The sequence below is a fragment of the Corynebacterium sp. HMSC076G08 genome (assembly GCF_001811515.1).
Lineage (GTDB): Bacteria > Actinomycetota > Actinomycetes > Mycobacteriales > Mycobacteriaceae > Corynebacterium > Corynebacterium hiratae.
Window position 1 is genome coordinate 1 of sequence record NZ_KV805017.1, and the last position, 16,350, is coordinate 16,350.

The 16,350-nt window shown below is 63.5% G+C and carries 12 protein-coding genes and 1 pseudogene; 8 read left to right on the top strand and 5 right to left on the bottom strand.

What is annotated here, in order from left to right; translation table 11 throughout:
- Positions 1–517 (top strand): annotated as a pseudogene (locus HMPREF2806_RS13535) (hypothetical protein); the annotation flags it as partial.
- Between the two features lie 208 nt (positions 518–725).
- Positions 726–1,586: a class F sortase gene (locus tag HMPREF2806_RS03170; RefSeq protein WP_070516140.1), complete on the top strand. Its 861-nt coding sequence runs from the start codon at positions 726–728 to the stop codon at positions 1,584–1,586.
- Positions 1,587–1,633: 47 nt separating this feature from the next.
- Here HMPREF2806_RS03170 and HMPREF2806_RS03175 read toward each other — a convergent pair whose 3' ends face one another.
- Positions 1,634–2,461, bottom strand: coding sequence for a PRD domain-containing protein (locus HMPREF2806_RS03175; RefSeq protein WP_070516144.1), 828 nt, complete (start codon positions 2,459–2,461; stop codon positions 1,634–1,636).
- Positions 2,462–2,576: 115 nt separating this feature from the next.
- On the bottom strand, positions 2,577–4,682 hold the full coding sequence (locus HMPREF2806_RS03180) for a glucose PTS transporter subunit IIA (RefSeq protein WP_070516146.1): 2,106 nt from the start codon (positions 4,680–4,682) through the stop codon (positions 2,577–2,579).
- Between the two features lie 352 nt (positions 4,683–5,034).
- Between HMPREF2806_RS03180 and pta the strand changes: the two genes are divergently transcribed.
- Positions 5,035–6,399, top strand: coding sequence for a phosphate acetyltransferase (gene pta, locus HMPREF2806_RS03185; RefSeq protein WP_070516148.1), 1,365 nt, complete (start codon positions 5,035–5,037; stop codon positions 6,397–6,399).
- Positions 6,400–7,620 carry an acetate kinase gene (locus HMPREF2806_RS03190; RefSeq protein ID WP_070516150.1) on the top strand — a complete coding sequence of 407 codons (1,221 nt, stop codon included), beginning with the start codon at positions 6,400–6,402 and terminating at the stop codon, positions 7,618–7,620. It abuts the gene before it with no gap.
- 40 nt (positions 7,621–7,660) lie between these two features.
- On the opposite strand, the gene HMPREF2806_RS03195 is transcribed toward HMPREF2806_RS03190, so the two are convergent.
- Genes HMPREF2806_RS03195 through HMPREF2806_RS03205 form a run of 3 tightly spaced genes read right to left on the bottom strand, consistent with a single transcriptional unit; the run spans position 7,661 to position 12,833 of the window.
- Complete coding sequence (locus HMPREF2806_RS03195; RefSeq protein WP_070516152.1) at positions 7,661–10,306, bottom strand: serine/threonine protein kinase; 2,646 nt, start codon at positions 10,304–10,306, stop codon at positions 7,661–7,663.
- Positions 10,306–11,397, bottom strand: a complete 1,092-nt coding sequence (locus tag HMPREF2806_RS03200) for a glutamate ABC transporter substrate-binding protein (RefSeq protein WP_049154679.1) — start codon at positions 11,395–11,397, stop codon at positions 10,306–10,308. The genes HMPREF2806_RS03195 and HMPREF2806_RS03200 overlap by 1 nt, the downstream gene beginning before the upstream one ends.
- Positions 11,397–12,833, bottom strand: coding sequence for a hypothetical protein (locus HMPREF2806_RS03205; RefSeq protein ID WP_070516154.1), 1,437 nt, complete (start codon positions 12,831–12,833; stop codon positions 11,397–11,399). Before HMPREF2806_RS03205 ends, HMPREF2806_RS03200 begins: the two co-directional genes overlap by 1 nt.
- Before the next feature lie 84 nt (positions 12,834–12,917).
- Here HMPREF2806_RS03205 and HMPREF2806_RS03210 point away from each other — a divergent pair, with 84 nt between their 5' ends.
- Genes HMPREF2806_RS03210 through HMPREF2806_RS03225 form a run of 4 tightly spaced genes read left to right on the top strand, consistent with a single transcriptional unit; the run spans position 12,918 to position 16,332 of the window.
- Positions 12,918–13,406 carry an NUDIX domain-containing protein gene (locus HMPREF2806_RS03210; protein ID WP_070516156.1) on the top strand — a complete coding sequence of 163 codons (489 nt, stop codon included), beginning with the start codon at positions 12,918–12,920 and terminating at the stop codon, positions 13,404–13,406.
- 51 nt (positions 13,407–13,457) lie between these two features.
- Positions 13,458–14,396 (top strand): ABC transporter ATP-binding protein, encoded by a 939-nt coding sequence (locus HMPREF2806_RS03215; protein ID WP_070516158.1) that lies wholly within the window; start codon positions 13,458–13,460, stop codon positions 14,394–14,396.
- Positions 14,396–15,160 carry an ABC transporter permease gene (locus HMPREF2806_RS03220; RefSeq protein WP_070516160.1) on the top strand — a complete coding sequence of 255 codons (765 nt, stop codon included), beginning with the start codon at positions 14,396–14,398 and terminating at the stop codon, positions 15,158–15,160. Before HMPREF2806_RS03215 ends, HMPREF2806_RS03220 begins: the two co-directional genes overlap by 1 nt.
- Positions 15,157–16,332 (top strand): multidrug effflux MFS transporter, encoded by a 1,176-nt coding sequence (locus tag HMPREF2806_RS03225; protein WP_070516163.1) that lies wholly within the window; start codon positions 15,157–15,159, stop codon positions 16,330–16,332. The genes HMPREF2806_RS03220 and HMPREF2806_RS03225 overlap by 4 nt, the downstream gene beginning before the upstream one ends.
- Positions 16,333–16,350 lie beyond the last annotated feature (18 nt).

Genomic DNA, 16,350 nt, shown 5'->3' on the forward strand with positions numbered 1-16,350 from the left:
GCCGACCAAGCCGACTGAGCCGACCAAGCCGACCAAGCCGACCGAGCCGACCGAGCCGACCAAGCCGACCAAGCCGACCAAGCCGACCAAGCCGACGAAGCCGACGGAACCGACTGAGACTCCGGATGACGGTGACGGTAAGGACAAGGACGACAACGATGGCAGCTCGAAGAAGTCTGACCTCCCGTGGTGGCTCCTGCTCATCCCGGGTCTGGGCCTCATCAAGCTCATCATCGATGGTGGCAACGGCGGTGACGGTGGACATGATGGTGGCCACGATGGCGACCACAACACTGAGGTCACCGAGGATGGCGACCGTGGCAACAACCACGGTGAGCCGACCGAGGAGACCGGTGACAACACCGGCCGCGATGACCGCGAGGTCACCGTTCTGGACGCAACTCCGCCGGAGGACTCTGGTCAGCCGCTGCCGTCCAACGCAGAGCGCGTGGAGATCAAGCACGTACCTTCCGGTGCGACGAAGCTTGACCCAGGCATGAAGGACTTCATCAAGTAGTCCAGACCGCAACACCATCCCAGCCCTCACGGGTTGGGGTTGGTAGGGGCAGAGAACAATGAGGACAATCCCCTCCAGGGCGTAAACGCTGGAGGGGATTCGTCGTCTGATTTTTAGTCTATTGTTTAGAACGAATAACTAGAGCCAATATTTTTATAAGCTAAATCTCAGAAGCTAGAACGTAGAAGCTAGGAGCGAGGAATAGAAAATGACTGATGATGGTGAAAAGAACGGTATCCCGGAGTATCCCGGTGAGTCCTCTGCACCCGAACACCGCGCCAGCGAAGCGCAGCCGGTAGGCGATGAGAAGAAGAGCAACAAGAAGCTGCTCATCGGTATTGCAGCGCTCATCGCGATTATCTTGGTTGTCGTACAGCTAGTGCTCTATGCGGGCCGCGGTGAGGACGATTCCGCGGAGACGAATGCGGCTGAGGAACAGACGTCAACCTCGCAGAGCGTTGAAGCTGAAGCGCCGACAACGAACAATGATCCCTTCGTGGATGACTCTGGCGAGCAGGAACACGAGTTAGAACCGGCGCCGGGTGAGTTTCGGGGCTTTGGCGCGATGTCCTTGGGCATTAACGATGAGTTCGCGGCCGTGGACCCGATTCAGGTCACTGATACCGGCATGCTGATTCCCCCGCACGATGTACAGCGCTTGGGCTGGTACTCCGCGTCGGCAGTGCCGGGCGAGGCTGGTCCGGTGGGCTCCAGTGTTATTACCGGCCACATCAACTACCAAGGTCAGGGCACGGGCTTCGCGGAGAAGTTCACCACCATGGAGTTGGGCCAGGAATTCACCGTCTTCATCGATGGTGAGGGGCGCCGATTCCGCGTGACCGAGGCACCGTACCGCCTGCAGAAAGGGGCGGGTTTCCCGGACGTGGTCAATGACACGCAGGGAGACAACCGCTTGGTCCTCATTACCTGTGGCGGCAAGTTCGTCGGTGGTCAGCTCGGCTACGAAGACAACATCATCACCGTGGCGGAGCCGGTGGCACCGGTGGAGGGTGCTGAGGCACCGGTAGATGGTGGCGTCGAGGCGCCTGCTGAGGCACCGGCGGCTTAAGCTGTCGCAGCGGCCTAAGCAGGTGTACTGCTTACGCCGCAGACTGTTTAGGCGGAGGCCTCCTGCAGGCGGGCGATGTGCAGCGTTAGGTAGGAGACCTCATCGGGGGTAAGAGTGCTGTCGAGGCGCAGCTCAATAAGGTTGGCCACCATCTGGGCGGTCTCGACGGCATCGGGGTAGCGCGCGGAGATGGCGGTGGCTACTTGGCGGTCGTCAGAGTCGAGCTGCTGGTGCTCCGCCATGCGTACAAACAGGTAGCGCAGGTGCGTGATGAAGCGGGCGACGGAGATGTCCTCGCTGTTGAGTTCCGTGCCGTTGTGGGAGCCGATGACTGCCAGGATCTGTTGAATCAACCCCGTCATGCGGTAGGTGCCGGAAAGGTCTCCTACCGCGAAGCCGGCGTTGACCAGGTGCAGGGTAATGGCCACGGCTTCGTCGGCAGCCAGTGGTGTGTGTAGGCCACTGTTGATGGCGGTGAGTAACTTCTGCGCGAGGCTAAAGTCCTCGGCGTAGAGGTGGCGGACCTCAGCCTCGAGGGGATAAGACACCGTGTTGCCACGGCTGACAGCGCCGTGGATGTGGTCCGCAATCGCCACGACCAGCGTGAGCTTGCTGCGTAGAGCCTCAGACATGTCCACGGAGTGCATGGCGTCGATGATCAGTTGCACGTACTCGCCGGGGATGCCGGCGATCATGGCGGCTAGGTGATCCGGGTCGCGGCCAGAGTCGGGAACGAAGACCTTCACTACCTTGGTCGGGTCAACCTCAGTGCCAGGCTTTGCCTGGAAGCCGATGCCGCGGCCGGTGACGATGACGTCCTCCGCGCCGCGCCGTGCGAGCACGACGTTGTTATTGAACACTCGCAACAGTTGCACAAGGCACCTTTCTGGTTGAGGTTAAAACGACTAAAGCCGGCCACGATGGTGGATACATCGAGCCAGCTTAGTCAGGGTGTGTTAAACGGGGGCTAAAGGTTCCCTAGCGGGTGCTTTAGCGGGTCGTGGTGATGACCGTATCGCCGGCGGAGGCGTGGTTGAGGCCAGCCGGGGTGACGGTGGACAGCGCCTTGGTGTTGGTTACGGCCAGGACGATGGTGGTGTCGTAGCCAGCTTCCTTGACCTTGTCGAAGTCAACGGTGGCCAGCAGCTCACCCTGCTTGACGGTGTCGCCCTTCTTGACGGCCGGAGCGAAACCTTCGCCCTTCATCTTCACGGTGTTGATGCCGATGTGGACGAGGACCTCCACGCCGTCTTCGGTCTTGATGCCGTAGGCGTGGCCGGACTTCATGGCGCTGACGATCGTGCCGCTTACCGGGGAGTAGACGTCGTTGCCCCCAGGGACGATGCCGACGCCATCGCCGAGCGTTCCAGCGGAGAAGACCGGGTCATCGATTTCTGCCATCGGGACGACCTTGCCGGCGGCCGGCGAGGCGATGTCGGTGGTGGTGCCAGCAGCAGGCTCAGCGGCCTGGGCCGGTGCGTCTGCCTTGGTGGCGGTTGCGGTGGCAGCGCCAGCGCCGGCGCCGGCAGTAGCGGTGCCTGCGGATGCGGGGGCGTCGGCAAGCGTGGCGTTGTTGGCGTTGTCGAGCTCGGCCTTCTCGGCGGCCTCGCGGGCGGCCTTGGCCTCAGCGCGCTCCTCCGGGGTGCGGTAGTCGGTGAAAAGGATGAGCAGGAATGCCACGAAGAATGCCACTGCGATGGAAATGGCGTACTTGGCCATCGGGGTGAAGACCGGGATGGTCAGCAGTGAGGTGAAGACGAAGGCATTCGTCGTAATACCGTTGGAGCCCAGGGTCAGCAGGGCGACGGTCAGGCCACCGGCGAAGCAGCCCACCAGCATGCGCGGGTAGATGCGCTTGTAGCGCAGGTGGATACCGTAAAGGGAAGGCTCGGAAATACCGCCCAGCAGGCCAGCCAGAAGTGCAGAGCCGGAGGTCTGGCGCATTACGGTGTCGCGGTCACGGATGGACAGGGCCAGCACACCGGCGGTAGCGCCGAAGCAGGCAAAGTTCCATGCGCCCATCGGGCCCTGGATGAAGTCGTAGCCCAAGGTCTGGATGTTGACCAGCATGAGGGCGTTGAGCGGCCAGTGCAGACCCAGCGGGACCAGGAACGGGTAGAGCATCGGGATGGCCAGAGCGAAGACGAACGGAGCGTTGTCATTGAGCCAGGACAGGCCAGCGCCAATGCCGTTACCGGCCCATACGCCGAAGGGTCCAATGATGAAGGCCGTTAGCGGGATGAGGAAAATCAGGGTCAGGAAGGGGACGAAGACCATGTGGACCGCGGATGGGATGAGCTTCTGGAAACCCTTGTAGAAGAGCGCTGCGACGGCGGCCATGATGAGCGGGACGAAGACATTTCCGCCGTAGTCCTGCAGCTGCATTGGCAGGCCGAAGATATCGATGGAGCACTGCTCAGCAGACAGCGTCTCGTTGGTCACGCATTGGACGGCTGGGTTGTCGGCGAGGCCGGTGAACTCCGGGGTGAACATCGCGAGCATGACCGCAGCGGGGACCCAGGGGTCGATGCGCAGCTTCTTGCCGGCGTTATAGGCCACCATGACGGGCAGGAAGAAGAAGACGGAACGCCACATGGCGTCGACGAAAAGCCAGGATGCGGGCTTATCCTCAGCGCGGAAGTCGACGATGCCTAGCGCATCCAGCACTGCGGCGAAGGCAATAACTAGGGAGGCGCCCAGCAGCACGCCCAGGATGGGGCGGAAGGAATCCGAGAGGTACTCGAAGAAGGTATCCATCCACGGCAGCTTGCCCTTGGCCTTGGAACGGGCAGCAGCCTTGACATCGTCGTTGGAGCGGCCGGTAGACGCGCCGGCGTTCTTCATCTGGGGGAGAGCGTTGATCTCGTCATAGACCGTGGCCACGTCGCCGCCGATGACGACCTGGTAGTTGCGGCCGCCTTGGGGCACAGCGCCCATGACCTTGGGGATAGATTCGAGTGCTTCCTTATCGGCTTTGGAGGCATCAGCCAGCTCGAAGCGCAGGCGCGTGGCACAGTGCGTGAAAGAGGTGATGTTCTCCGCTCCGCCGATGCCATCCAAGATGGCTTCGGCTGCCGAGCGAGTCTCTGTCGACATGAGAATCCTTTCGAGAGTAGGCAGGCACTGTGGCTAAAAACCACAAAAGACCTAGGCCTCAATGGTTCATAGCGAACCATCCCCACACGGCTAAGAGCGGGGAGCCTAGGTCTTGCCCGAAGTAACAATCCTGGTTAGGACCCTACTCCGAAGTGGTCACGAGGGGCAAGTTTCTGTGGGATACCGCACTCTATGGCGGTGTGGGGAGTTGTTGGCCTGCAACGTTGGGATATGAAGCCTCGCTTTGGCGGCGCGAAGGGGTGCGTTCCCGTACTGTGAAAGTGTCGTAGTGTCACTGTGTGCCCAGTTTGTGAGCCCGGGTACACGCTTTCTAAGCAGAGAAAGGTTTCTCATGACCGCCAAGTCCTCACGGAATTCCGCCTTTATTAGCGTCATCGGGCGCGGCTTCGACGGTTTGGACGTTGCTGCTGTGGCTCAGGAACTGGGGGCCACCTTCGCCCAGGTCGATGACCTGGGTACCACGCTCAGCGAGGTCCTGGAAAATGCCCCCGCGGGCAACCTGGTCCTTCAGGGCACAGGCGTTATGGATTTTGATGCCAAGGCCGCGGCCGCCCTGGGCCTGCCCTTTGTCCTGATTTCTAACGCGCCCGCCCGCGCGGAGGAGTTGGCGCTGGGCCACGCGCGCTCTGTGGGCGCTACGGTGGTCGGCGCGTTGACCGATGTTTCCTCGGTTCCCGGTGCGATTTCTTCCCTGGAGGAGATCGAGCCCTATATGTCCGCTGAGCTCTTCCAGAAGCAGCTGCTGGACCAGGCCCGCGAGGTCGGAGCGCACATTGTTTTGCCGGAGGGCGAGGATGACCGCATCCTTCAGGCTGCGGGTGAGCTCATCAAGGGCAAGGTGGCGAAGCTGACGATTCTGGGTGACGGGAACGTCGAGAAGCGCGCCCAGGAGCTCGGGATCGACCTGTCTGGTGTGGAAATCATCAACCACCTGGAATCCCCACTGGTGGAGGAGTTCGCCGCGGACTTCGCTGAGCTGCGCAAGAAGAAGGGCGTGACGCTGGAGCAGGCGCGCGAGATCATGCAGGACGTGTCCTACTTCGCCACGATGATGGTGCACAAGGGCTTGGCTGATGGCATGGTCTCCGGCGCGGCGCACACCACGGCGCACACCATTAAGCCTTCCTTCCAGATCATTAAGACCAAGCCGGAGGCTTCCGTGGTTTCCTCCATCTTCCTCATGGTGATGCCGGGCCGCTTGTGGGCCTTCGGCGACTGCGCGGTGAACCCGAACCCGACACCGGAGCAGCTCGGCGAGATCGCTATTGTCTCCGCGCAGACCGCCAAGCAGTTTGGCCTGGACCCGCGCGTGGCGTTGCTGTCCTATTCCACGGGTACTTCGGGCGCTGGCCCGGACGTGGAGAAGGTGGCGCAGGCCGTTGAGGTAGCTCGCGGTATCGATTCTTCCGTGGCGGTGGATGGTCCGCTGCAGTTCGACGCTGCCTGTGACCCAGGCGTGGCCGCCAAGAAGGCGCCTGACTCTGATGTTGCGGGTAAGGCTACGGTCTTTGTCTTCCCGGACTTGGAGGCCGGCAACATTGGCTACAAGACGGCGCAGCGCACCGGTGGTGCATTGGCGGTGGGCCCGATTCTGCAGGGCCTGAACAAGCCGGTCAATGATCTCTCGCGTGGCGCGACCGTTCCGGACATCATCAACACGGTGGCTATCACCGCGATCCAGGCAGGGGTGAAATAGATGGCGTATGTACTCGTTCTCAACTCGGGTTCCTCCTCGGTTAAGTTCCAGCTGGTGGACCCGGAAAGCTCGGCCACCGATACCCCGCTGGTTTCCGGTTTGGTGGAGCAGGTCGGTGAGCCGCAGGGTGCTGTGACCGTCAAGACGGGCGGTGAGGAATACAAGGAAGAGCTGGAGATTCCTACCCACTCCTTCGGCCTTGACCGCGCCTTCGGCATCATGCACGAGCACGGCGTGGGCCCGACGGATGTGGAGGTCATCGCCGTGGGCCACCGCGTGGTGCACGGTGGACGCCTGTTCAGCGAGCCGCAGCTCATCGTGGACCAGATCGAGTCCATGATCGAGGACCTCATCCCGCTCGCGCCGCTGCACAACCCGGCGAACCTGGACGGCATCCGCGTGGCGCGCAAGCTCCTGCCGGAGATCCCGCACGTGGCGGTCTTCGATACGGCCTTCTTCAACCACATGCCGCCGGCGGCCGCACTGTACGCCATCAACAACGATGTGGCCTCGCAGTATGACATCCGCCGTTACGGTTTCCACGGAACCTCCCACGAGTTTGTCTCGCAGCAGGTGCCGAAGCTGCTGGACATGGACCCGGGGCACGTTCATCAGATCACGCTGCACTTGGGCAACGGTGCTTCGGCGGCGGCGATTCGCAACGGCCGCCCGATTGATACCTCGATGGGCCTGACCCCGCTGGCTGGTCTGGCTATGGGCACGCGCTCGGGCGATATTGACCCTGGTATCATCTTCCACCTCTCGCGTGAGGCAGGTATGTCCATCGATGAGATTGATGACTTGCTGAACAAGCGCTCCGGTGTGAAGGGCATTGCGGGTGTCAACGACTTCCGCGTGCTGCGCGAGCGCATCAACAACGAGGACCAGGACGCCTGGCTGGCCTACAACATCTACATTCACCAGCTGCGCCGCTTCATTGGTGCCTACATGATTGCGCTGGGCCGCGTGGATGCGATCACGTTTACCGCCGGCGTGGGTGAGAACGATACTGAGGTCCGCCAGGATTCGCTGTACAACCTGGACATGTACGGCATTGACTTCGATAAGGAAGCCAACCTCGTGCGCTCGAAGGAGCCGCGCATGATTTCGACCGCGGATTCCCAGGTCAAGGTCTTCGTGGTGCCGACCAACGAGGAGCTGGCCATCGCGCAGAAGTCCGCGGAGGTGGCCGCCATGGCTCGGGAGGCGGGGCTGTACTAAGCCGGGCGTCGGCTATGCCGCCGGCCGGTAGCGCTGGCGGCTAGAACATCGTGACTGGGCGGACCTTGTTGGCCAAGTCCACCAGCGCGTAGCGGTGGCGGGCGAAGGGGGCCTGGCGGGCCAGTGCCCGAAGGGTGTCCGCCAGGCCGTAGCGCAGGCCGCGCTGGGTGAAGGGGAACTCGAAGAGATCGTTGGGGGAGGCCGCCGCGTCGAGGTCTGATTCGCGCAGGAAGGTCAGCCCGGCGGAGATGACCGCGATCTTGATCTGCAAGAAGCGCGGCTCGTTCTGCGGAATCTCCTCCAGGCGGCGGGCAGCACGCCGGATGCGGGACTCGGAGAGATCGTGGACGATGAGCTGCAGAACCGTGGTCAAGCGGGCCATGCGGTGGTGGCGCGAGGCGTTGGGGACCTTATCCAAGGTGGCTACGGCGAGCTCAACTTGGTGCTCGGCGCGCAGCTGGCGGGCCAAGCCGAAGGCGGAGGAGACAGTCGTCGGATTCGTCGCCCACACGATGCCGTAGAGGCGCAGCGAATTGAAACGCAAGTGGGCGGGGTCATCGGTGACATGGTCCCAGATGCCGGGCTGATCCTCAAAAGCGTCATTGGGCAGATCCGCGAGCGAGGTGGTGAGGTTGGCGCAGGCGCGGGCAACGGAGGCGTCGATCAGCGCGGCCTCCGAAAAACCTAGCTGCTGCAGGATGAGCTCATTGACCGCGCCGATGGCCAGCTTGGGGGCGGCCTCACCAGGCAGCACGTCGAGGACGTGGGCGAAGTGGGCTTGGGCCTCGCGGTACTTATCCAAAAGCAGCTCGGTCACGCCCGAGTACCAGTGGAAACGCCAGTCCCTCCCCAGGCGGTCTTCGATTGAATTCAGCCACTCGCGGGCCTGGCCGATGTAGCCCAAGTCAATCATGGCGCGCACTACGCCGAGTGGAATCTCCGCGGATTCCTCATACTCCGGGGCCTGCATGGCCTGGCGCAGGGTTTCCAGCGCTTCTTGTGGCTCGGTATAGGAGGAACCTTGCAGCAGTGGGGCGCCGATGTCGGAGCGGACGATCAGCGGGATGGGCAGCGCGGAAACTACCTCGGGGGCGGTGATGCGGACGGTGCGGTCGATGCCGTCGATGAGCTGGTCCGTGCGGAAGACCAGGTGCTTCGTGCCGAAGGTCGTACGCTGCGGGGAGAAGACTGAGTGCTGGGCCGGGTGCTGGATGCCATCGCGGAGCGCGATGACTTCCCGCAGCACGCCGAAGAGCTGATCGCGCAGCTCGGAAACGGAGGCGAAGCGCTGCTGTGGGTCCGGATCCGTGGCGCGCAGCAGCAGGCGGTAGAAGGAGAGGTAGCGGCGCAGCAGCGGCTCCTCCGTGGGGGAGGGCAGGCCGGGCTTGTAGACGCCATCCTCCACCGGTAGCTTCAGCGTCAGGCATGCCAGGGTGCGGCCGATGGTGTAAATATCGCTGGCCACCGAAGGGCCCTGCGTGGCAATTTCCGGGGCCTGAAAACCCTGCGTGCCGTAGATGTGGCCGAAGGCGCCGATGCCGGAGACCGCGCCCAGATCGATGAGCTTGACCTGGTCCTCGGTGACGATGATGTTGGAGGGCTTCAAGTCGTTGTAGACCACGCCGCGGGCGTGCAAGTAGTCCAGGGCGGGCAGGATTTCGAGGATATAGGCAATCGCCGTGTCGACCGGGAAGCGGTCCGTGGCCTGGTCGTTGCGGCGCTGCTTCAGTGAGGGGCCGCCGACGTACTCCATGACGATGAAGCCACCGGGCACGCGGGGGTCATCGATGAAGTTGAAAATCTTCACGATATTCGGGTGCGTGATGTCCGCGAGGAACTCGCGCTCCGCCTCCGCAGTCGCCGTCTCCTCGGCGGAGTTGGTGGATTGCATGCCTTTGAGCACCACGATGCGCCCGGAGACGAAGTGGTCGTTAGCCAGGTAAATCCAGCCCAGCCCGCCATGCGCGAGCACGCCCAAGATCTCGTACTGGCCGGCCACCATGTCACCCGGCTTGAGCTGCGGTGGGGCGGCGCGGGGCGCATCCTTGGGATCGATGAGCGCGTCGCGCGGGTTTCCTGGGACAACGAAGGGCAAGGTGGCCATGCCATCGGCCACTTCCCGATCGGTGCGCTTGGTGCTGCGGCGCTGGCGGAAGGTATCGAGCGCGCGGCGCCGCGAGGCCTGTGATGGATCCTCGGACTTGCGGCGATCACGCAGCTGTCCCAGCTCCTCGATGAGCGCGGCGATATTGTCCGAGTCGACGTATTCGCCATCGTCGGGTTGGCCCGTCGCCGTGCCGCTCGTGCCCATGCGGTTCGCGGGGGAGAGGCGGTTGCCGGTGGTGGCATCGTAGTCATCGTCATCGTCATCCGCGAAGGGATCAAAAGGCACGGCGGCGGTGCGGTCGGAGGCCTCGGCGTCGGCGGCACCGGCAGTTACTGTTCCCGCGCTGTGCGAATCTGTAGGGGAAACGCTGAGGTGGTGGTCCTCCGAATAGTCGTCATCGTCATCCGCGAAGGGATCAAAGCGCACGGCTTGGGTGGCGTCGTTGGTGGCGTCGTTAGAGACGTCGTTGGTGGCGTCGTTGGAGGCGGGGCGGTCAGCGGTAGTGGCGGCGTCGTTAGTGTCCTCGTGCTCTTCGGGCGTGAGGTGATCGAGCTCATCCTCGGTGAAGCGGTGCGACATTATTGTCCCTCCTTCTTCTCGCCGGGCTGGTCCTTGGCTGCCGAACTCGGCTGTGATTCCTCGGCAGGCGGAGTCTCGTTGAGGTACTTCGGTTCCGGGAGCACCGGCTGCTCCATGTAATTCCCCAGCCAGGTATTAAAGAGCTCCTGCCAGGTGCCGTCGCGGCGGATGCGCTCCAGCGTGGAGTTGATCTGCCGGATCAGCGGGCGCGAGTCATAGGAGGCATCGGGTTTGCGCACGGCCACGCCATAGCTCTGGCTTTCCAAGGGTTCGCCGACGATCTCGGTGTATCTATCCTGCGCCAGCATGCCGGACAGCAGCGCATCATCCACGACGATGCCATCCGTCTGGCCCAGTTGCAGAGCCATGAGGCAATCGCCCCAGGCACGGGTCTCCAGAATGTCGGAGGAGGGCGAGTGCTTGCGTATCGCGTCCACCATGGTGGATCCTTTCGCCGCGCACAACGTTAGCCCGGCGGCCTCCGCGATGGAGTGGATGCCTGAGTTCTTCAGCACCAGCAACCGCGCATCCGTCTGCATATACGGAATGGAGAAGGCGACTTCGCGCTGGCGCTCGGGGCTAATCGTCATGGTGCGGATGACCATGTCCACCGTGCGATCATTCAGTGCACGCGCGCGGTCGGAGGCCTCCACGAAGCGGAAGTCCACCTTGTTGGGATCCCCGAAGATATCGCGGGCGATTTCGCGGGCGATATCGACCTCGAATCCGCGGACCTCGCCGCTGGCGGTATCGCGGTAGCTGAGCAGGTTATTAGAGCGGTCCACACCCACGATGAGCCGGCCGCGCGCCAGGATGTTGGGCACGCGCTCCTCCGGCTTCTTATCGTCCGGGCGGTAGGAGCCGTAAACGTCCGCGGTGCTTTGCTTGGACACCTCTCCCGTGCCGGCGGGTTCGATGATGGCGTCCTCCGGCAGCGGCGGCCCCGGGGTGGAGTTGAGATCCGCGCTGGAGGGCAGGATCGGATCCGGCGTGCTGGGCGGCTCTGGCTCGCAGGCGCTGAGTGCCACGGCGGCGCTGAGCAGCAGCACGGCCGCAGTGGCGTGCTGGCGGTGGTCGGTTCGGCGGCGCATCACAGGTACTCCTGCAGGCGGGGGCGAATACCCAGCCACACGGCGATAATCGCGCCGAACGTGGCTAGGAGGACGCCGGTGGACACCATGGTCATGGCGTTGAGTCCCTGAACCAGGTAGGTGCGCATGGCGTCGCGGGCTTGGTCGATGAGCGCGGCCAGGGAGTTATCCACGGCATTGAAGGCGCTAGCGGCGGTCGGGTCACCATCCGGATCGATGGCGGTGGCTTGGTAGAGCGCGGCATCGTAGTGGCCCATGGAGAGATCCTCCATGAAAGCATCGTGCGTGGTTTCCCAATCCTCCAAGGCCTCCTTGGCACGAGGAATCAAGGAAGGATCGGAGGAGGGGAAGTCATCGTCGTCAAGCGCCTGCTCATAGTCCCGCAGGGCCCGGTCCACCGAGTACACCGTGGAGTTAAAGTGCACGGACATGTCCTGTTGGGAGGAGCGCAGGACCAGCGCCAGGGTCTCCGAGGTGCGCATCTGCTGGGCCTCAATGCGCGAGGCAGTCAGCGAGTCCCAGGGGCGCGACACCGTCTCGAAGCCTTGGTGGCCGGAGGCCCACGTGGCGAAGTTGGAGCCAGCGGCCCACACCAGCGCCAGGAACAACAGCCCCGTGGCCACCACGAAACCGCGGTTGAAGCGGCGGCGAGTCAGCCGCCACAGCCACCACTGCGCCAAGCCGAGGAAAAAGATCGCCGCGATCAGGCCCGAAAGCGGCACCCACTGCGGGCGGGTTAGGCGCTGTTGTTGCTGGGTCACCTTCGCCGAGGTCAGGGTGAACAGCTCCGCGGCGGCGGGGAGAATCTGGGTGCGCATGAGCGCCGAGGCATTGGACATGTAGGAGTTCGCCACGGCGTGGCCCGCACGGTGATTGACGCGGGCCTTTTCCACCAGGGCGGTGTAGACCGGCAGCTTGCGCTGGATAAACGTGACGAGCTCGCGCACGCGTTCATCTTCGGCGGAGGTGCCGACGATGGCCTGCGTGGCGGCGACGGAGGCGGCGTCGATGGCCTCGTTATAGCGGTCGCGGTTATCCTCCGGCTCCACGCCTGCCTGGACGAAGCCGGTGGTGGCGACGGTATCGGCCAAAGACAGGTTGGTGTAGAGGTGGTGCGCCGCGTTGGACATCGGCTCGGTGGAGGCCAGCAGTGTGTCCAGATCATCGTGGCGCGCGGCCGAGGAAGAGGACATGGAAAAGCCGGCTGCTGCGAGCGCTACGGTGAGAATTAAGGTAACCGTAAACAACTTGCCGGGAGTGGTGATGGCGAAGCTATAGAGGCGCCGGATGACGCGCGCGGGGCCGGCGAAGGAGCTCATCGCCAGCTGCGTGGGGCGGCTAAAAACCGGCGCGGAGGGCTCGGTGACGTCATCGAGCCAATGATCGCCCCATGATTCGGGGGAGTGCTCGCGCAGTTCGGTGGCCGGGCCGGTCATTCCCTTAGGATAGCGCTCTCGTGCGCCTCGCGCGATGATTTCGGGGGCGTTGGCGCGGGGAGTTTGTCGCGTATCGTGTAAGGCATGTGTGCACGCGTTAACCCAGAACTTTCCGGTGATGGCTGGTCGAAGGGCCCGGGCGGGGTGCCGGTGTGGGGCAAGTTTGGAGCAGCTGGTCTCTTCCTCGTGGCGGGGGATGAGGTACTGCTCCAGCATCGCGCGACGTGGACGAATAACGGCGGGACCTGGGGAATCCCGGGCGGGGCGCGGGATAAGCCGGAGTCGCCGGAGCAGGCCGCGCTGCGGGAGACGGAGGAGGAAACTGGAATCTCGCCGGCAGACGTCGAGGTGCTGGATGCCGTCGTCACTGCCGGGCCTTTTTCGGAAGGCTGGACCTATACCACGGTGTTGGCCCGGACGGTTTCGGGGCAGCGCTTGGCCACGACTGCCAACGAGGAATCCGCCGAGCTGCGCTGGGTGCCGTTTGGCCAGGTAGAAGAGCTGGAATTGTTGAAGCCCTTCCGGGAGGCGCTACCGGGGCTGCTGGGACGCTGGGAGGAACTCACCAGCTGATATAGAAGCTGATACAGGCGGCGGGCAGGAACCTGTGGCACTCTGTAGAGCATGATTGAAGTAGCCGGACTGACCAAACAGTACAAGTCTGTCCGCGCCGTCGATGACCTCACCTTTCAAGTAGAGCCGGGCCAAGTGACCGGCTTTCTGGGGCCCAACGGCGCTGGAAAATCAACGACGATGCGCATGATCCTGGGCTTGGACAAGCCCACCGCTGGCACCGCTTTGGTGCACGGCAAGCCCTACCGCGAGCTGAAGAACCCACTGCGGGAGGTGGGCGCGCTTCTCGACGCCAAAGCGGTCCACGCCAACCGTACCGCCGCCAACCACCTGTTGTGGATGGCGCAGGCCAACGGTATTCCTACCTCCCGCGTCGATGAGGTTCTGGGCCTAGTGGGGCTGGCTGATGTTGCTGGCAAGAAGGCCGGCGGCTTCTCCCTCGGTATGGGCCAGCGCCTCGGCCTGGCTGCCGCACTGCTGGGGGATCCGGGCGTGCTGATCCTGGACGAGCCGGTCAATGGCCTCGATCCGGAAGGTATTCGCTGGGTGCGCTCGCTCGTGCGGGCGCTGGCGGCAGAAGGCCGCACAGTGCTCATCTCCTCCCACCTGCTGGCGGAGATGGCGCAGACGGCGGACCACCTGGTGGTCATTGGCCGCGGCAGGCTCTTGGCCAATCAGCGCACCTATGACTTTGTGAAGGAAAACTCCAGCGCTTCGGTTGTGGTGCGTTCGGAGCACCTGCGCGAGTTCGGCTCGGCGCTCAAGGAGGCTGGAGTGACCTTCCGCGAGTCGGTCGATGAAGAGCAGCGCCCGACGCTGGTGATCCCTCACCAGACCACAGACTACGTGGGCAAGCTGGCCTATTCCACGGGAGTGCCGCTGACGGAATTGACCCTCCACCGCGCCTCACTGGAGGAGGCTTATGTGGCCATGACGGATCGCGCGGTGCAGTACCAAGCGGAGGCACCGCAGAAAGGGGCCCAGCTCTAATGTTTTTCAACACTGTTCACGCGGAGTGGACGAAGCTGCGCACGACTAAGTCCTTCTGGTGGACCACGGCGCTCATCTTCCTCATCGTGACCGGCTGGACGCTGCTGAACTCGCTCAACGCGGGGGAGGCGGTGCTGGGCATTAGCCCGCTGCAGCCGATGAGCCTGGCCTCCGTCCTCCTGCTCATGGGCGTGCCGATCATGATGATCCAGGGCGCGATGATGGTGACCACGGAGTACCGCTACAAGACGCAATCCCTCACCTTCTTGGCCAACCCGAATCGCTGGAGCGTGGCCTGCGCCAAACTGGTGGTGTACGGCGTGATTGCGGCTGTCATCGCCTTCTTGGGATTGGTGTACATCTTCGTGTTGGCGGATCTCACGGCAAACGAATCCGCGGCGGAGGCCTTCCAGCCTTTCTCCAGCGACGACGGCAAGCACATGCTGTGGGCCTTCCCCATCGCGGCCTTTGGCGCGGTGCTCTTCGTGCAGGGTCTGGGTCTGCTGCTGCGGCAAACCGCAGGCACGGTGGCGATTTCCCTCATCTTGTACATGGGTCTGGAAAACTTGGTGCGCCTGCTCCCGGTGGTGGGAGACAAGGTCATCCACTTCATGCCGTTTACTGCTTTCCAGAACTGGGCGTTGGACTACGTGGATGAGAACGCCCCGTGGAGCTCGATTGGCTTTGAGGCCCTCGTCTTCTTCGGCTGGGCTGGTGTGCTGTGGATCCTGGGCGTTATCGTGCTGGAGCAGCGCGACGCGTGATCCCTTTTCCGCTTCTGGCGACGTTGGCGCTGTTGTCCGCAACAGCGCCTTTCGCTACTGATATGTACTTGCCGGTGATGCCGGAGATCGTCTCCGATCTGGGCACCACCCGGGCCATGGTGCAGCTGACCATCTCGGGCTTCTTCGTCGGCATGGGCGTGGGCCAGCTCATCATGGGCCCGTTGTCCGATGTCATCGGGCGCAAGCGCCTCCTTATCGCCGGCGCCTTTCTCGCTCTGCTGGCTTCCGTATTGGCGGCGATGGCCCCGACCGCCTCGGTGCTCGTCGTGGCCCGCGTGCTGCAGGGCCTCGGCGGCGGTGCGTGCGTGGTGCTCTCCCGCGCGGTGGTCCCGGACCTCGTGCATGGTGCCGCGGCGGCGAAAGCCTATTCGCTGCTCATGGCGCTCCAAGGTATCGCTCCGGCGGTAGCCCCAGTACTGGGCGGCATCCTGGCGGAGCCGCTGGGCTGGCGCGGCATCTTCTGGGTGCTGGCGGGGCTGCATGCGGTGCAGTTGGTGCTGGCCATCGCTATCGTCCCGGAAACCGCGGGCGGCCGCTCCCGCGACGGGTTGCTGCGCACGGTGGCGGGCAATTACTGGGCGGTGCTGACTAACGCCCGGGTCTGGGGTTACCTGGTGACCATGGCCTTCGGCTTCTGTTCGATGTTTTGCTACATCTCCGCCTCGGCGTTTGTGGTGCAGGACCAGTGGGGATTCTCGCCGTTGGGCTATTCGATGGTCTTCGGCATCAACTCCGTGGGCCTCTTCGCGGCCACGTTGATTAACTCGCGCGCGATGGATTCGGTCTCCCCGGCGGTCATGCTGCGCACCGGCGTGACTGGCGTCTTCGCATGCGGGGTGCTCTTGTTGCTATCGGTGGTGCTCGGCGCCCCGGTGTGGGTCTGCCTCATTGTGCTTTTCGCTTGTGTGGCACCGACCGGCTTCATCATGGGCAATGCCACGGCATTGGCCACGGGTTTGATGCGCCCGCGCGCAGGAAGCGTGTCCGCCATCATGGGCTTTGGCCAGTCCATGCTGGCCAGCGTTATCAGCCCGCTCATGGGCTGGGGCTCGAACGCCGCGCTGACCATGGCCATCGGCATGGTGTGCTGCAGCTTCATCTCGCTGTGCGGCCTCGTGGTGTCCACGCGTCTGGCTCGTGGAGCTGCGTGAAGTTCAACAGATGTGCAC